Genomic DNA, 15,528 nt, shown 5'->3' with positions numbered 1-15,528 from the left:
GATTGCCCTCGTTATTGCGAGGTTAATCGTCGTTCGGTCACTGCTTGCCTATACAATTAAATTTTTGTTGGTCACCCGATTTTTTGTTGGTTGTCCGAGTTTTAATCGGTTAAACAAGGCTTTTTTTGAAGGATATTGAACATGGCATTTACGCTTCCACCCCTTCCTTACGCTCTTGATGCGCTGGCACCCACCATTTCCAAGGAAACCCTCGAGTTTCACTACGGAAAGCATCATCAAGCTTATGTCACCAACCTGAACAACCTGGTTGCCGGCACCGAATTCGAATCCGCTTCGCTCGAAGATATCATCAAAAAATCGTCCGGCGGCGTTTTCAACAATGCGGCTCAGGTCTGGAACCACACCTTCTACTGGAACAGCATGTCGCCCAAGGGCGGCGGCGAGCCCACCGGTAAATTGCTTGAAGCCATCAATGCCAAATGGGGCAGTGTTGCCGCATTCAAAGAAGCCTTCAACAAATCCGCAGCCGGCAATTTTGGCTCGGGCTGGACATGGCTCGTCAAAAAGGCCGATGGTTCGCTCGACATCGTCAATACCAGCAATGCAGCCACACCGCTGACTACCGCCGACGTAGCCTTGCTGACCTGTGACGTCTGGGAACATGCGTACTACATCGACTACCGCAATGCCCGTCCCAAGTACCTGGAAAGCTTCTGGAACCTGGCCAACTGGGATTTCGCGGCCAAGAATCTAGGCTGATCCATCTGCCTGGCCTTGGAGCCTTCTTCGAAGGCGCCCTGAAAACCCACTGCAAAGTGGGTTTTTCGTATGTGCGATAAGATAATGGGTAGCTGCGACGGCTGGTCCGTTATCGCCTGTGTTCCAACGGGCAGGCTTGTCGGCCCGCCCGTTGTTCCCCCTTTATTACTTGGCTGCTTCAGGTTCATACTATGACTACTCATGCTTTTATCTGCGACGCAATCCGTACTCCTTTCGGGCGCTACGGCGGTTCGCTAGCCACTGTTCGTGCCGACGATCTGGGCGCCGCCCCGATCAAGGCGCTGATGCAGCGCAATGCCAATGTCGATTGGTCGCGCCTGGACGATGTCCTGTACGGTTGCGCCAACCAAGCCGGAGAAGACAACCGCAACGTTGCCCGCATGGCGCTATTGCTGGCCGGCCTGCCGGTAGGCGTTCCGGGCGGCACGGTCAACCGCTTGTGCGGTTCGGGCCTGGACGCCATCGGCACGGCCGCCCGCGCTATTCGCTCGGGCGATGCCGGCTTCTTGCTGGCCGGCGGTGTCGAAAGCATGAGCCGTGCGCCTTTTGTCATGGGCAAGGCCGAGTCCGCGTTCTCGCGCAGCGCCGCCATCTACGACACAACCATAGGCTGGCGCTTCGTCAACAAGCTCATGAAGTCCCAGTATGGCGTCGACTCCATGCCTGAAACGGCCGAGAACGTGGCCGACCAGTTCAAGGTGTCGCGTGAAGACCAGGATATCTTTGCCTTGGCCAGTCAGGCCAAGGCTGCGGCCGCGCAGCAGGCCGGCATACTGAAAGAAGAAATCGCAGCAGTTGCCGTGCCGCAACGCAAGGGCGACCCTATCATGGTCGACACAGACGAGCATCCTCGGGAAACCACCATGGAAGCCCTGGCGCGCCTGAAGCCGATCGTGCGGCCCGATGGCACGGTTACGGCCGGCAATGCGTCTGGCGTCAACGACGGCGCCTGCGCCCTGATCCTTGCCTCCGAGTCCATCGCCAAAGAGCAAGGCCTGGTGCCGCGTGCACGCGTTGTGGCCATGGCAACCGCCGGCGTCGAGCCGCGCATCATGGGCATGGGGCCGGCTCCCGCTACGCAAAAAGTATTGGCTATCGCCGGACTTACGATAGACCAAATCGACGTTATCGAACTGAATGAAGCGTTTGCTTCCCAAGGGCTTGCCGTGATGCGGCAGTTGGGGCTGGCCGACAACGACCCGCGCGTCAACCCCAATGGCGGCGCAATCGCCCTGGGCCATCCTCTGGGCGCCAGCGGGGCCCGCCTGGCCATCGCAGCCGTCAACCAGTTGCACCGCAGCGGTGGACGCTACGCCTTGTGCACTATGTGCATCGGGGTAGGTCAGGGTATTGCCGTCATTCTCGAGCGCGTTTAATTCCCGGCCTTGGGGCCTGCACGGGGTAGCCAGCGCAGGCGGCCATAGAGGCCGCGGGCGGGGCTTATGGCTTGGGCAGGCCGGATACCTTGGCTGGTGCTTCGATTGAATGGCTCTTGAACCAGCCCTGCGCCATTTCAAGGGCGTAGCGGACGGGCCGGACCGGGCAGTGCGAAGTCTCGTCGAAGGGCTGCATATCCGCAATATTGGCTATGGTGCCGTCATCGTCGATAAAGGCGATAGAAAGCGGCAGCGGCGTGTTTTTCATCCAGAAGCAGTGCATGTCGGTGCGCTCGAAGACGAAAATCATGCCGTGGTCCGGCGGTAAAGATTTGCGGTTCATCAGGCCATGGGCACGACTTGCCTCGGTTGCCGCGATTTCGGCATTGACGGCATGTCCATCCACCGAAATGTCGACCGTGGGCAGCAGCATGGCTTGTGCACCGGCCACATGCGGAATTAAACTGACAGCCAGTACGGCGGCCAGGCCCGCGACGGCATTCAGGGCGGTTTTCAGTGCGGCGGCAGTGCTTCCCAGGCTTAAAAAAGCGCTACCGGCCGGGCTTGGAATAGCGGTTTTGGGACCGAAAAAAACGGGGCTCGCGGGCCCCGTTGCTTTAAAGAATGGTGTGGACATTTTTTATTATAGTGTTTGCGTTTAGGCAGCCGTGATGTTGAGAGCTTGTTTCCCCTTGGGGCCCTGAGCGATTTCAAAGGCTACTTTCTGGCCTTCCTTGAGGGTTTTGAAACCGTTCATTTGAATGGAAGAAAAGTGAGCGAACAGGTCTTCGCCCCCGTTATCCGGTGTAATAAAGCCAAAGCCCTTGGCGTCATTGAACCATTTAACGGTTCCTGTCAGTTTTTGACTATCTTCAGGAGTGGAGGTGGTGCTTGAATCAGACATACGTACTGCCTCTCGACTTTAGTGTAAGGTTGAAACTGGACTACAAGGGTTACTTTTAGCCTCGAAAATCCTGGTGACGCTACCAATAACTGGTAACACGCAGAACATTACGATAATGCGTAACTTACCCTGAAATAGTCAACTATGGTAATTACTTATATTTAATAATTTGTTTATGGCTATCAACACAGATACTCAACGCGATACAGTGCTCGATCGCCAGGACACCCGGCTTGCCCCGCCGCCGATGTACCAGGTGGTTCTGCTGAACGACGACTACACGCCAATGGAGTTCGTCGTAAATGTTTTGCGCCGCGTTTTTGGCAAGAACGAAGATGAGGCGGCACGTATTATGCTAAAGGTCCATCACGAGGGGCGTGGCGTCTGCGGCGTTTATCCCCGCGACATCGCGGCCACGCGGGTCGAGATGGTGCGCCAACTGGCACAGGCCAGGCAGCACCCTTTGCAATGCATCATGGAACCTGCGCCCGACGCTTAGTGTCTAATTCCACAAGCGGCGCACATGCAGGTATAGTTAGATATAAGCGTGTCATTATGTTGTTTTATGCTGGTTGGCAATCGATTTGACGTTATCTGGTAACACCCGTGTTGTTTCCAGGCAGTGCAAGCAATACGATCTGGCAATTTAGTCATAGAATGGAATTAATCGATGTTTGTCCGCTTCGTAATGCAATGGAGGAAGCGTGATCTCTGAAGAACTTGAAGTCAGTCTGCACATGGCCTTTGTCGAGGCCCGTACGGCTAGACATGAATTTATTACCGTCGAGCATTTATTGCTTTCGTTGCTGGATAATGCAGCCGCAGTGGAAGTACTAAAGGCTTGCTCCGCCAATATCGAGGGCCTGCGCCAGGATTTGCGCAAGTTCATCGCTGAAAACACCCCGGTTTTCCCCGGCGAAGAAGAAGTCGACACCCAGCCCACATTGGGTTTTCAACGAGTCATCCAGCGTGCCATCATGCACGTTTCGTCGGGCAGCTCCAATAAAAATACCGTTACCGGCGCCAATGTCCTGGTCGCCATGTATGGCGAAAAAGACTCTCATGCCGTGTACTACTTGCTTCAGCAAGGGGTAACCCGGCTGGACGTGGTCAACTTCTTGTCGCATGGCATAACCAAGACAGCCGAAGAACCCAGCGTTGAACCTGCCAAACAGGTCAACCCCGAAACGGAGCACAAGTCCGACCAGCAGAAATCGCCGCTGGAACTCTATGCCCTCGACCTGAACGCCGAGGCCCGGCAAGGGCGCATCGACCCGCTGATCGGGCGCGAGCTTGAAGTCGAACGCGTCATTCAGGTGCTGTGCCGCCGCCGCAAGAACAACCCCTTGCTGGTGGGGGAAGCAGGCGTTGGCAAAACGGCAATCGCCGAAGGCCTGGCCTGGCGCATTACGCAGGGCGACGTTCCGGAAATCCTGGCCAACGCGCAAGTGTTCGCGCTGGATATGGGCGCTTTGCTGGCGGGTACCAAGTACCGCGGCGACTTCGAACAGCGCCTCAAGGCGGTGCTCAAGTCGCTCAAGGATAACGTCAATGCCATTTTGTTCATCGACGAAATCCACACGCTGATCGGCGCCGGTTCGGCGTCGGGCGGTACGCTCGACGCGTCCAACCTGCTTAAGCCGGCGCTGTCGTCCGGTCAGCTTAAATGCCTGGGCGCCACAACCTATAACGAATATCGCGGCATCTTCGAAAAAGACCACGCGCTTTCGCGCCGCTTCCAGAAGATCGACGTGGCCGAGCCAACGGTCGAGCAGACCATACAGATTCTGCGCGGCCTGAAAGGCCACTTCGAAGCCCACCACGGTGTCCGTTATTCGGCCGCGGCCATTACGGCTGCCGCCGAGCTGGCGGCGCGCCACATCAACGACCGTTTCCTGCCGGACAAGGCCATCGACGTTATCGACGAGGCTGGGGCGGCGCAGCGGTTGTTGCCGCGTTCGCGCCAAAAGAAACTTATCGGCAAAGTCGAAATCGAAGCCACTGTTGCCAAGATTGCGCGTATCCCGCCGCAAAGCGTCTCCAGCGACGACCGCAACAAGCTGGCTACCCTCGAACGCGACCTCAAAACCGTGGTGTTCGGCCAGGACCCCGCCATCGAAGCCTTGGCCAGCTCCATCAAGATGGCCCGTTCAGGGTTGGGCAAGCCCGACCGGCCGATAGGCTCCTTCCTGTTTTCCGGGCCCACCGGCGTGGGCAAGACCGAGGTCGCTCGCCAACTGGCTTTTACGCTGGGCATCGAGCTTATCCGTTTCGATATGTCCGAATACATGGAGCGTCACGCGGTATCCCGCCTTATCGGCGCTCCTCCGGGCTATGTGGGGTTCGACCAGGGCGGCCTGCTTACCGAAGCCATCAGCAAGCAGCCTCATTGCGTGCTGCTGCTCGATGAAATCGAAAAGGCCCACCCCGACGTCTACAACATCTTGCTGCAGGTCATGGACCACGGTACATTGACCGACAACAATGGCCGCAAGGCTGACTTCCGCAACGTCATCATTGTCATGACCACCAATGCGGGGGCCGAAACGCTCAATCGCACCACCATAGGTTTTGCGGCGCCCGAAAAGACCGGCGACGAAATGGCCGACATCAAGCGGATGTTCACCCCTGAATTCCGCAACCGGCTCGACGCCATCATCGGGTTCACGCCGCTTGGGCGCGACGTCATCCTGCGCGTGGTCGACAAGTTCCTGATGCAGCTCGAAGACCAACTGCACGAAAAGCGCGTCGAGGTCGTCTTTACGCAAGCGTTGCGCGACTTCCTGGCCAAGAAGGGCTTCGACCCCCTTATGGGCGCGCGGCCCATGCAGCGTCTTATCCAGGACACCATACGTCGGGCCCTGGCCGACGAACTGCTATTCGGGCGCTTGGTGGGCGGCGGTCAAGTTACGGTCGACATCGACGAGCACGAAAAAGTCACGCTCAACATTCCGCCAGACCAAGGCAAGGATGCCAAGGCAAAACCGCATCCGCCCGTCAATTCGGAAATCGAGCTTGTCGACTAACCGGACCGGGCCCAACGGCTGACAATGGCTTTTCAGCCGCTTATTGCCTGTCCCCACTGCGCTTGCATGCATAGGCGCCTGCCCATCGAGGCAGGCGCCATCGCATTGTGCACCCGCTGCGGCTCGCCTTTGTATCGCCAAAGCGGCATTTCACTGCGGGGATGGCTGGCCCTGGTATCTGCGGCGTTGATCATTTTCATCATTGCCAACTGCTTTCCCATTGCCACCTTGGCGACTAAAGGCTTGACCGTCAATGCCACTTTGGTCGACGCCTTGGCGCTTACCTGGCGGCAGGGCCACGAGTTCGTGGCGATCATGACCGGCCTCTTTGCTTTCGGTTTTCCGTTGGGGCAAATTCTGTTTCTGTTCTGGGCTCTCCGGGCTCTGCTAAGCCGCCGCTTGCCGGACGATTTTCATTATGGATTGCGCGTTTTACGCACCATTTCGGCCTGGAGCATGATTCCGGTCCTGTTATTGGGAATATTGGTGGCCATCGTCAAGCTCTCGGGCATGGCAGCGTTGACCGTCGGGCCAGGCCTGTGGGCTTTTGGCGCGTTAAGCGTCATGATGACCATCCTGAGCCGGGTGTCGGCGCATAGGCTGTGGCGCTATGCCGAAGACGCCGGCCTGGTTCCTGCTTCCGGCGCTTTGCTGCGCAAGGGCGACACGCCCGCGGCCTGCCTGGCTTGCGGCTATGTGCAGCCGTTGGCACACAACTCCGGCAATGCTTGCATGCGTTGCCGCGCGCCGTTGCACAGGCGCAAGGTCGATCCGGACGCGCGGGTATGGGCGTTCTTGATCGCGGCCGCGATCTTGTATATTCCCGCCAACGTTCTGCCGGTAATGAATGTGCGCTTGCCTACAGGGGTGACTTCACATACTATTTTGGGCGGCGTGGTCGAGCTTTGGCGTCTGGGTTCCTGGGACCTTGCCATTATTGTTTTCGTTGCCAGTGTGGTGGTTCCCATGACGAAACTATTTGCGTTGGCGGTTCTCATGGTAAAACGCCGGTGGCAAGGTCCTTTGGTTCAACGGCAGCGTACGCGGCTGTACGAGCTGGTCGAATTCGTTGGGCAATGGTCGATGCTGGACGTTTTCGTGGTCATTTTGCTTTCTTCCATGGCCGACTTCCCGGGTGTGTCCCAGATCACCGCCGGGCCTGGCGCTGCCAGTTTTGGAGTTGTCGTGATCTTGACAATGTTTGCCGCCATGAGCTTCGACCCCCGGCTAGGCTGGGATGAGGCGGTAAAAGAAAAAGTGGACATGCGGAATATACCGGAGACAAATTTGAACGCCGAGCCAGGACACAGGGTCCCAAGGAACAATGCATGACGGACGACCCTAATAAGCCATCGCAACCGGCGGCGGGCCCGGTCCAGACAAACACCGGCAATGACGACAACACCGGCAATGGCAATGACGGCATTCCAGCTCCGCGGATAACGCCAAGACGCGCGGCCCGCATTTCGTGGATATGGCTGGTACCGCTGGTTGCCGCCCTGATCGGCGCTTCGTTGCTGGTCAAGTCGTGGCTGGAGACGGGGCCGGTGGTGACCATTCGCTTTCAATCGGCCGACGGGATTGAAGTCGGACAGACCAAATTGCGCTACAAAGATGTTGTCGTCGGTGTGGTCAAGGATATCCGCGTTTCGCGCGATCGATCCAAGGTGGTGGTGAAGGCGCAATTGAATCGTGAAGGCTCACAATACATCACGCGCAAAGACACGCGGTTCTGGGTGGTGCGCCCGCGTCTGGGCATCAGTGGCGTCTCGGGTTTGGGCACCTTGTTGTCGGGGCCATATATTGGCGTGGACACGGTTCGCGGCAGCGAAGACGGGCCGGCGGTGTACGAGTTCATTGGGCAGGAAAAGCCGCCTGAAGTTGCCAACGACCGTTCGGGGCGCAGGTTTGTGCTGCAGGCGGCTGATCTGGGCTCGCTGGAAATTGGCTCGCCTGTTTATTATCGGCGTATTCCGGTCGGACGAGTTATCGATTATCAACTGGATGAAAGCGGCCGCACAGTCAATATCCAGATTTTTGTCGATGCGCCCAACGATAAGTTCGTTACCTCAGAATCCCGTTTCTGGAATGCCAGCGGCATTGATTTTTCACTGAGCGGTTCCGGCGTGGCAATCAAAACAGGGTCGCTGGCCTCGGTGATTGCCGGTGGCATTGCTTTCGCCACGGCCGATGAAGAGCAGGCCAAGCCGGTGCCGGCGGATACGGTATTCACCCTCAGCAATAGCGAAGTCCAGGCAATGGCCGATCCCGACGGCACACCGTTTCGTGTCGACATGATCTTTCATCAGTCGGTGCGAGGCCTGAAGGTGGGCGCACCAGTCGAATTCCGCGGCCTGGCGCTGGGCAAGGTAGTGGATATCGACCTGGAGTTCAACCCCAAAGAGGTCCAGTTCTATGTACTGGTCAAGACCATGTTGTATCCGATGCGTTTTGGCGATGCCTACGACCAATTAAGCCAGTTCGAGAAAGGCGCGGATTATTCCGGCCAGTATTTGCTTGGGCCTCTGGTCCAGCAAGGTATGCGGGCCCAGATCCAGCCGTCCAATCTATTGACCGGCCAACAGTTGATTGCGCTGGACTTTTTCCCCGATGCGCCGCCCGTCAAATTCGACAGCAGCAAGATGCCCATAGTTTTGCCGACCATCGCCGGAAGCTTCGATCGTCTGCAGCAGCAAATCAGCAGCATTGTCGGCAAGATCGATGCCGTACCGTTTGCAGGCATCAGCAACGATTTGCAAAGCAGCCTGAAGTCATTGAACCAACTTTTGAAAGGGCTTAACGGCAAGGTGAGCCCGCAGGCTGCCGCTACGCTCAAGTCGGCGCAGAACGCCCTGAACAAGGTCGACAATATGCTGACCCAGGAATCTTCCACTGGCGGTAATTTGAACAATGTGTTGCGCGAGCTGACGGCGGCGGCAAAGTCCTTGCGGGCGCTGGGCGATTATCTGCAAACCGACCCGGCCGCCCTGGTGCGAGGGCGCAGCGCCGACAAACTGCCTACCGTCGACAGGAGCCGGCAATGAACATCTGTAAGTTATTTTTTGGCTTGATCGCCGTTGCGGGCCTGGCCGGCTGCGCGGCGCCGCCGGCCAGCCAGTATTACACCTTGATGCCGGCCTCCAAAGCGGCTACGCCGCAGACCCTGCATAACGGGAAGTACGCCATTCGGGTGTTGCCTGTATCGGTGCCGGAGCAGGTCGACAGGCCCCAGATCGTGCTTGGTACGCCGAACAGCGCCGAAGTAACGCTGCTTAATGGATCCCTGTGGGCGTCGCCGCTGTCGGATGAAATTCGTCAGGCCTTGTCGTCGGAGTTGTCCGCGCAATTGGGCGTATTGAGCATTCCGGCGGGCCCGGTGCCGGACAAGCTGGCGCTTTGGCGTATTGGCGTAACCGTGCAGCGTTTCGATTCCTTATACGGACGGCATGCTCTGCTGGACGCAAGCTGGCGGCTGGAGCAGCAGGGCCGTGAAGACGGTTCCTTGAAGCTTTGCCGGACTGTGCTGCAAGTGCCCGTTGCCGAAGGGGTGGTGCCCATGGTCGAAGGGCAGCGGTTGGCGGTGCAGTATCTGGCGGCCACGATCGCGGCGCAGCTGTCTGAAAAAAAGCTTGATGTTCCGGCCGGGCGCATCATAATAAATGGGTGCGCTTAAGAAGCCTTGATCCTTCCGGGGGCCTGCGCGGCGCCATTCGCGCTGCGCACCGCCTCCCTGAAACCGAATGCGTGCCTGAACTTCTACAGCGCGCGGGGCCGTCTTGCAGCCCTCCAGCCGCGCAGTTGGCGCGCCATCTTGTACAGAATTTGCGCCGCAAGCATGGCGGCGCTATCCAGGATTTGATCCACGAGTTCTCGCTCTCCAGCCAAGAGGGCGTTGCATTGATGTGCCTGGCGGAGGCTTTGCTGCGCATTCCCGACAGAGCGATGCGCAATACGCTTATTCGCGAAAAAATCGGTACTGGCGGCTGGGAGGCGCATCTTGGCGGCTCGCAATCCATCTTTGCCAATGCGGCGATCTGGGGCCTGGTGCTGACGGGCCGGTTGTTGGATCGCAGGCAGAGCGGTTCCTTGTCCCAGGCGCTGGTCCGGCTTATCGGCGCGGGCGGCGAACCCTTGATCCAAAGAGCGGTAGGCATTGCGGTTGGGCTGATGGGCGAGCAGTTCGTTGCGGGCAAGACCATACAGCAGGCCCTGGCGCGAGCCGTGGACAACGAGGCCCGAGGGTTTCGCCATTCATACGACATGCTGGGCGAGGCGGCGCTGACGGTCAAGGACGCCCAACATTATTACGATGACTACGTAGCGGCCATCCACGCCATCGGGGCAACAGTGCGGGGTCGCGGCGTGTATCAAGAGCCGGGCATATCGATCAAGCTATCGGCCCTGCATCCGCGCTATTGCCGGGCGCAGCGCGCGCGGGTGCAGGCCGAACTGCTGCCCAGGCTGGTGTCGCTGGCCGCGCTGGCGCGCCGGTATGGCATGGGCATGAATATCGACGCCGAGGAGGCCGACCGCCTGGAACTGTCGCTGGACTTGCTCGAAGCCCTGTGCATGGACGACAGCCTGGCAAACTGGGACGGGGTGGGCTTCGTCGTGCAGGCCTACCAGAAGCGCGCACCTTTCGTTGTGGACTATCTTGCGGACCTGGCCCGGCGCAGCGGCAGACGCCTGATGGTGCGCCTGGTCAAAGGCGCCTATTGGGACAACGAAATAAAGAAAGCGCAGGTGGAAGGCATGCCCGGCTATCCTGTATATACGCGCAAAATCTATACCGATGTTTGCTATATTGCCTGCGCCAGGCGCCTGCTGGCCGCCGCCGATGCGGTGTATCCGCAATTTGCCACCCATAACGCTTTGACGCTTGCGACCGTCTACTACTTGGCGGAAGACTTGGGCCGCGGGCCTGGGCAATACGAATTCCAGTGTTTGCATGGCATGGGCGAGTCGCTGTACGAGGAAGTAGTGGGCAGCGTCGCGCAAGGCAAGCTTGGGCTTCCCTGCCGAATTTACGCCCCTGTGGGGCCGCATGACCGCCTGTTGGCATACCTTGTCCGCCGCCTGCTCGAAAATGGAGCGAATAGCTCGTTCGTTCACCAGATAAGCCGAAACGACGTCGCGATCGAATCCCTATTGCGCGATCCGGCGGAGCAGGCGCTGGCTTTGCAACCTTTGGGCCGCGCGCACGACAACATAGCTTTGCCCGCGCAGTTGTATTCGCCCGAACGGCTTAATTCGCAAGGCATGGATTTGGCGGACGAGTCGTGCATTGAAGCGTTGTCGGCCGCGTTGGCGGACGGCGCGGCCGTGTCCTGGCAGGCCGGCCCCATGTTGCTGCATGGGCCGGCGTGGGATGAACGGCGGGCCTTGCCGGCGCTTAATCCGGCCGACCGCCGTGATACCGTGGGCAGCGTCGTCCAGGCCACGAAGCAAGAGGCGCAGCAAGCGGTGGCCTTGGCTCAAGAGGCGGCGCGCGGCTGGGGGGACGTGCCTGTCGAGGAGCGTGCCCGTTGCCTGTTGAATGCCGCGGACACCCTGGAAAAGGATCGGTTGCGCCTGATAAGCCTGATCGTACGGGAAGCGGGCAAAGCCTTGCCGGCGGCCGTGGCGGAAGTGCGTGAAGCTGTCGATTTCTTACGTTATTACGCAGCGCAAGCTCGTGATTTGCCCAAGCGCTCGCAACCGCTGGGACCCGTGGTTTGCATCAGCCCCTGGAATTTTCCGCTGGCCATTTTTGTTGGCCAGATTGCCGCGGCGCTGGCGGCCGGCAATACGGTATTGGCCAAACCGGCTGAGCAGACTAGCCTGATTGCAGCCCAGGCGGTGGCCGTCTTGCATGCGGCCGGCGTTCCCGCGGACGTATTGCAGCTTTTGCCGGGCGATGGCGAACGACTGGGTGCAGCGCTGGTTGCGGACGCGCGGGTGCAAGGCGTTGTTTTCACGGGCTCGGTGGCGGTTGCCAAGGAAATAGCCCGCGTTCTGGCGCAGCGCCTGAATAACGGCGGGCGTGTTGTTCCGCTCATTGCCGAAACAGGCGGCATCAACGCCATGGTGGTCGATTCTTCGGCGTTGCCCGAGCAGGCTGTAGCCGATATCCTGGTCTCGGCCTTCGATTCGGCGGGACAGCGGTGTTCGGCCTTGCGACTTTTATGCGTGCAAGAAGATGGCGCCGACAAGCTGCTTGAAATGCTGGGCGGCGCCCTGAAAGAGCTACAAGTCGGTTTGCCTTGCCGCCTGGACACCGACGTCGGGCCGCTTATCGACCAAGCCGCGTGGACAGCGGTCAACCGGCATATCGAAGGTATGCGCTTTGCGGGGTTTCGCGTTGAACAGCTTGCGCCCGGTGCAGATTGCCGCCATGGCACGTTCGCCGCGCCGACGCTGATAGAGATCAATGCCGTGGCCGACCTGGATAAAGAAGTTTTCGGGCCGGTGCTGCACATTCTGCGTTACAAGCGCGAGGAGCTGGATGACATCATCGATGCGATCAATGCCAAGGGCTACGGCCTGACTTTCGGCGTGCATACCCGCGTTAACGACGTGGGCACGGACCTGGCGGGACGCATCGCTGCGGGGAACGTCTATGTCAACCGCAACATGGTGGGGGCCGTCGTGGGCGTGCAGCCTTTCGGCGGCGAAGGCATGTCGGGTACGGGACCAAAGGCGGGCGGGCCGTTGTATTTGCCGCGTCTGGTAACACAAGCTCAGCCCGACCCGCAGGTTTGGGGCTCCGACTTTGGTCAGAAAGGCTCTGAGCTGCTGTTGCCCGGCCCGGTGGGGGAGTCCAATGTATACCGCCTTATGCCGCGCGGCACGGTGCTGTGTCTGGCCCGTACTGAACTGGGAGCGCAAGCGCAACTGGCCGCCTGCCTTGCCGCAGGCAATCGGGCATTGTTCGTGCGTAATGAGGCCAGTGCCGCCTTGGCCGCATCCACGCCGTCTGGACAGCGGGACAGCATAGAGCTGGCGCCCGAAGATGTGTTGTATCGGCCTCAGGCTTATCAGGCAGTCCTGTGTGAAGGCGACGCCGCCGCGGTGATACGTTGCCATCAGGTCGTGGCGGCGCTTGACGGGCCTATCGTGGCGTTTCAGGGCTTGAGCAGCGAAGCCTTGCAGCGGGGCGAGCGCTATGAGCCGCGGCAGTTGGCAAGAGAGCGCAGCATCAGCGTCAACACGGCTGCCGTCGGCGGCAACGCGAATCTTTTGGCGATGGACTGAGAGTCATTGCCTCTATTGAATGAATCGTTCTTGAATCGTTCGGTGTAAGAGCGGGGCGCAGGCGCGGGCATGTGAATTGCTGGAGTACGGGCTGAAACGAATAAACGGGACACTCCAATGACCGACGAACACGGCAAGTCTCGGGCCGCCGCGGCGAGCATTCCGCAGGCCGATACGAGGGGGCGAGGCAGCGCCAGGCATGGGGTCATGAGGCTCTTTGATGAGTTCGCTTCGCGCGTTACAAAATGGGCCGGATCGCCGGTGGCGTTCACATTGGCCTTTGCCTTGGTGCTGGTCTGGGCTATTACCGGACCAATATTTCACTTTTCGGAAACATGGCAATTGGTCATCAATACGGGCACGACCATCGTGACCTTCATGATGGTCTTTCTTATCCAGCAAAGCCAGAACAAGGATTGCCAGGCCGTGCACCTGAAGCTGGATGAACTGCTGCACGCAATGAAAGGCGCCCGCGATGACATGATCGACATTGAAAGCCTGACTCCTGAAGACCTGGAGCGGCTGGGGGAACAATTCAAGCGAAAGGGCAGGCCCCTGCCGTAGTTCCGTTAAGAGAGCGTCTAGAGGCCAAGAAAGGCAAGCATCAGGAATGTGGCGAAAAGCACAAAATGAGTCATGCCTTCGATGGCGTTGCTGTGGCCGTCGTTAAGATTGATGGCGGCGGCGACCAGGGTTATGGCTACCATCATCGTCTGCACCGGAGTCATGGCCATCTGAAGCGGCGTGCCGGTGAACAAGGCCAGCGCTTCCATTACCGGCACGGTAAGGATTACCGTCGAGAGGGAGGCGCCCATGGCGATATTGACCACCGATTGCATCCGGTTGGAAAGAGCGGCGCGCAGAGCGGTAAGGATCTCGGGGCACGCCGAAATGGCGGCCACCAGCAGGCCGACGATTATGGGCGGCGCGCCCAAGCCCGCCAGGCCGATGTTCAGCGACTTGGACATCACTTCGGCAAGTGCCCCGATAACCACGATTCCCAATACCAGAAGCAGGATGGAAGCCTTCAGGGAGGCGGGGTGCTGCAGATCTTCCGGGGGCCGATTGCGCTTTTGGGGATAGTTATAACTGAAGAAGTAGCTATGAGCGCCGACCTGCATGCGCAGGAACAAGCCGTAGAGCAGCAGCATGGCCGCAATGGTAAATGCCGAATAAATATGCCGGTCGGACGACGGAATGAACTCGGGCACGATCATGGATATTCCCATGGCGGTCAGTATCATGACCCCATAGGTTTTGCCGGAGTCATCGTTGTAGTCTTGTTCGCCGTGTTTCAGCCCCCCCATCAGCGCAGCCAGACCCAAAATGCCGTTGATGTCCAGCATGACGGCCGCATAAATGGTGTCGCGTACCAGAGTAGGCGATGATTCATGGCTCATCATAATGGCCAGGACCACGACCTCGACCAGCACGGCCGACAAGGTCAGAATCATGGTCCCATAGGGGTCGCCGACTTTTTCAGCCAGCACTTCGGCATGGTGGGCGACTCGCAAAGAAGCGCCAACGATGGCCAGGACAAGCGCTGCCGCGACGGCGAGCGCGGCGGCGCGGCCGGCACCGAGCAAAGCATGTTCGAACGAATATGCCAGCACGCCGGCCAATATGGCAACAGCCAGTAGCCGCTCTTGCCTTGCCGCTTGATGCACCTGTGCGAAAAGAATGGTCGTGCCTCCCATGCGTCCTGGACTCAATGGGCTACATCATAGAGCCGGCGGTGCGCAAAAGCCGCCGGCCTTGCCCGACTAGGCCCTGCCTGTGCTGCCGAATCCTCCGGCGCCGCGTGCGCTGTTTTCGAAGTCCTCGACAATATCGAATTCGACTTGCTGTATGGGTACGACTACCAGTTGGGCCAGGCGTTCCATGGGCTGCAGCAAGAATTCGGCCTGCCCCCGGTTCCAGACCGACACCATCAGCGGCCCTTGATAATCGGAGTCGATCAGCCCAACCAGATTACCCAATACGATACCGTGTTTATGGCCCAGCCCCGAGCGGGGCAGTATCATCGCCGCGTAGCCCGGGTCGGCAATATGTATCGACAAGCCGGTTGGCACTAGCGTGGTGGCGCCTGGCGCAAGGGTAATGGCTGCGTCCAGGCAAGCGCGTAAATCGAGCCCTGCCGAGCCTCCTGTGGCATAGGCGGGCAGGCAGTCGTTCATGCGGGGATCGAGGATCTTCAGGGCAATTTTTTTCACGGTGAAATTAAATTCAGTCAGTTTGAGAAGAACAG

General features: G+C 59.0%; 12 protein-coding genes and 1 pseudogene. 9 read left to right on the top strand and 4 right to left on the bottom strand.

Annotation, left to right across the window (positions count from 1 at the left end):
• The first annotated feature begins 141 nt into the window (after positions 1-141).
• Together sodB and pcaF are read left to right on the top strand one after the other, a co-directional pair.
• Positions 142-720 (top strand): superoxide dismutase [Fe], encoded by a 579-nt coding sequence (gene sodB / locus DFR37_RS07685; RefSeq protein ID WP_113932642.1) that lies wholly within the window; start codon positions 142-144, stop codon positions 718-720.
• Positions 721-911: 191 nt separating this feature from the next.
• A complete protein-coding gene (pcaF, locus tag DFR37_RS07680) occupies positions 912-2,117 on the top strand; it encodes a 3-oxoadipyl-CoA thiolase (protein ID WP_113932641.1) in 1,206 nt (401 codons plus the stop codon).
• A gap of 64 nt (positions 2,118-2,181) precedes the next feature.
• Here pcaF and DFR37_RS23480 read toward each other — a convergent pair whose 3' ends face one another.
• The gene (locus DFR37_RS23480; RefSeq protein WP_346724934.1) at positions 2,182-2,754 is read right to left on the bottom strand and encodes a DUF192 domain-containing protein; all 573 of its coding nucleotides are present in this window, start codon (positions 2,752-2,754) and stop codon (positions 2,182-2,184) included.
• Between the two features lie 21 nt (positions 2,755-2,775).
• The gene (locus DFR37_RS07670) at positions 2,776-3,021 is read right to left on the bottom strand and encodes a cold-shock protein (RefSeq protein ID WP_113932640.1); all 246 of its coding nucleotides are present in this window, start codon (positions 3,019-3,021) and stop codon (positions 2,776-2,778) included.
• Between the two features lie 175 nt (positions 3,022-3,196).
• On the opposite strand from DFR37_RS07670, the gene clpS reads away from it, so the two are divergent.
• The 7 genes and pseudogenes from clpS to DFR37_RS07635 all read left to right on the top strand — a co-directional run bounded on the left by clpS (position 3,197) and on the right by DFR37_RS07635 (position 13,844).
• Positions 3,197-3,520, top strand: coding sequence for an ATP-dependent Clp protease adapter ClpS (gene clpS / locus DFR37_RS07665; protein ID WP_113932639.1), 324 nt, complete (start codon positions 3,197-3,199; stop codon positions 3,518-3,520).
• A gap of 205 nt (positions 3,521-3,725) precedes the next feature.
• The gene (clpA, locus tag DFR37_RS07660; protein ID WP_113932638.1) at positions 3,726-6,047 is read left to right on the top strand and encodes an ATP-dependent Clp protease ATP-binding subunit ClpA; all 2,322 of its coding nucleotides are present in this window, start codon (positions 3,726-3,728) and stop codon (positions 6,045-6,047) included.
• Positions 6,048-6,113: 66 nt separating this feature from the next.
• On the top strand, positions 6,114-7,379 hold the full coding sequence (locus tag DFR37_RS07655) for a paraquat-inducible protein A (protein ID WP_242341755.1): 1,266 nt from the start codon (positions 6,114-6,116) through the stop codon (positions 7,377-7,379).
• Positions 7,376-9,091: a PqiB family protein gene (locus tag DFR37_RS07650; RefSeq protein WP_113932636.1), complete on the top strand. Its 1,716-nt coding sequence runs from the start codon at positions 7,376-7,378 to the stop codon at positions 9,089-9,091. The genes DFR37_RS07655 and DFR37_RS07650 overlap by 4 nt, the downstream gene beginning before the upstream one ends.
• Positions 9,088-9,720 carry a PqiC family protein gene (locus DFR37_RS07645; protein WP_113932635.1) on the top strand — a complete coding sequence of 211 codons (633 nt, stop codon included), beginning with the start codon at positions 9,088-9,090 and terminating at the stop codon, positions 9,718-9,720. Before DFR37_RS07650 ends, DFR37_RS07645 begins: the two co-directional genes overlap by 4 nt.
• A pseudogene (gene putA, locus DFR37_RS07640) lies at positions 9,720-13,280 on the top strand (bifunctional proline dehydrogenase/L-glutamate gamma-semialdehyde dehydrogenase PutA); the annotation flags it as partial. The gene DFR37_RS07645 and the pseudogene putA, both read left to right, overlap by 1 nt.
• Before the next feature lie 117 nt (positions 13,281-13,397).
• Positions 13,398-13,844 (top strand): low affinity iron permease family protein, encoded by a 447-nt coding sequence (locus tag DFR37_RS07635; protein ID WP_113932633.1) that lies wholly within the window; start codon positions 13,398-13,400, stop codon positions 13,842-13,844.
• 17 nt (positions 13,845-13,861) lie between these two features.
• Here DFR37_RS07635 and DFR37_RS07630 read toward each other — a convergent pair whose 3' ends face one another.
• Both DFR37_RS07630 and dut read right to left on the bottom strand, forming a co-directional pair.
• Positions 13,862-14,977 (bottom strand): calcium:cation antiporter, encoded by a 1,116-nt coding sequence (locus DFR37_RS07630; RefSeq protein ID WP_113932632.1) that lies wholly within the window; start codon positions 14,975-14,977, stop codon positions 13,862-13,864.
• Positions 14,978-15,043: 66 nt separating this feature from the next.
• Positions 15,044-15,493 (bottom strand): dUTP diphosphatase, encoded by a 450-nt coding sequence (gene dut, locus DFR37_RS07625; protein WP_113932631.1) that lies wholly within the window; start codon positions 15,491-15,493, stop codon positions 15,044-15,046.
• Between the last annotated feature and the right edge of the window lie 35 nt (positions 15,494-15,528).

The organism is Eoetvoesiella caeni, from assembly GCF_003315175.1.
GTDB classification, from domain to species: domain Bacteria; phylum Pseudomonadota; class Gammaproteobacteria; order Burkholderiales; family Burkholderiaceae_B; genus Eoetvoesia; species Eoetvoesia caeni.
The sequence above is the reverse complement of the archived record's forward strand: the minus strand, read 5'-3'. Positions and strand labels throughout refer to the sequence as shown.

Bases quoted from the DNA above. Each gene is read 5' to 3' on its own strand.
- sodB (WP_113932642.1), top strand. From the start codon at position 142: ATGGCATTTACGCTTCCACCCCTTCCTTACGCTCTTGATGCGCTGGCA.
- pcaF (WP_113932641.1), top strand. From the start codon at position 912: ATGACTACTCATGCTTTTATCTGCGACGCAATCCGTACTCCTTTCGGG.
- DFR37_RS07670 (WP_113932640.1), bottom strand. From the start codon at position 3,021: ATGTCTGATTCAAGCACCACCTCCACTCCTGAAGATAGTCAAAAACTG.
- DFR37_RS23480 (WP_346724934.1), bottom strand. From the start codon at position 2,754: ATGTCCACACCATTCTTTAAAGCAACGGGGCCCGCGAGCCCCGTTTTT.
- DFR37_RS07655 (WP_242341755.1), top strand. From the start codon at position 6,114: ATGCATAGGCGCCTGCCCATCGAGGCAGGCGCCATCGCATTGTGCACC.
- DFR37_RS07650 (WP_113932636.1), top strand. From the start codon at position 7,376: ATGACGGACGACCCTAATAAGCCATCGCAACCGGCGGCGGGCCCGGTC.
- DFR37_RS07635 (WP_113932633.1), top strand. From the start codon at position 13,398: ATGACCGACGAACACGGCAAGTCTCGGGCCGCCGCGGCGAGCATTCCG.
- DFR37_RS07630 (WP_113932632.1), bottom strand. From the start codon at position 14,977: ATGGGAGGCACGACCATTCTTTTCGCACAGGTGCATCAAGCGGCAAGG.
- DFR37_RS07645 (WP_113932635.1), top strand. From the start codon at position 9,088: ATGAACATCTGTAAGTTATTTTTTGGCTTGATCGCCGTTGCGGGCCTG.
- clpS (WP_113932639.1), top strand. From the start codon at position 3,197: ATGGCTATCAACACAGATACTCAACGCGATACAGTGCTCGATCGCCAG.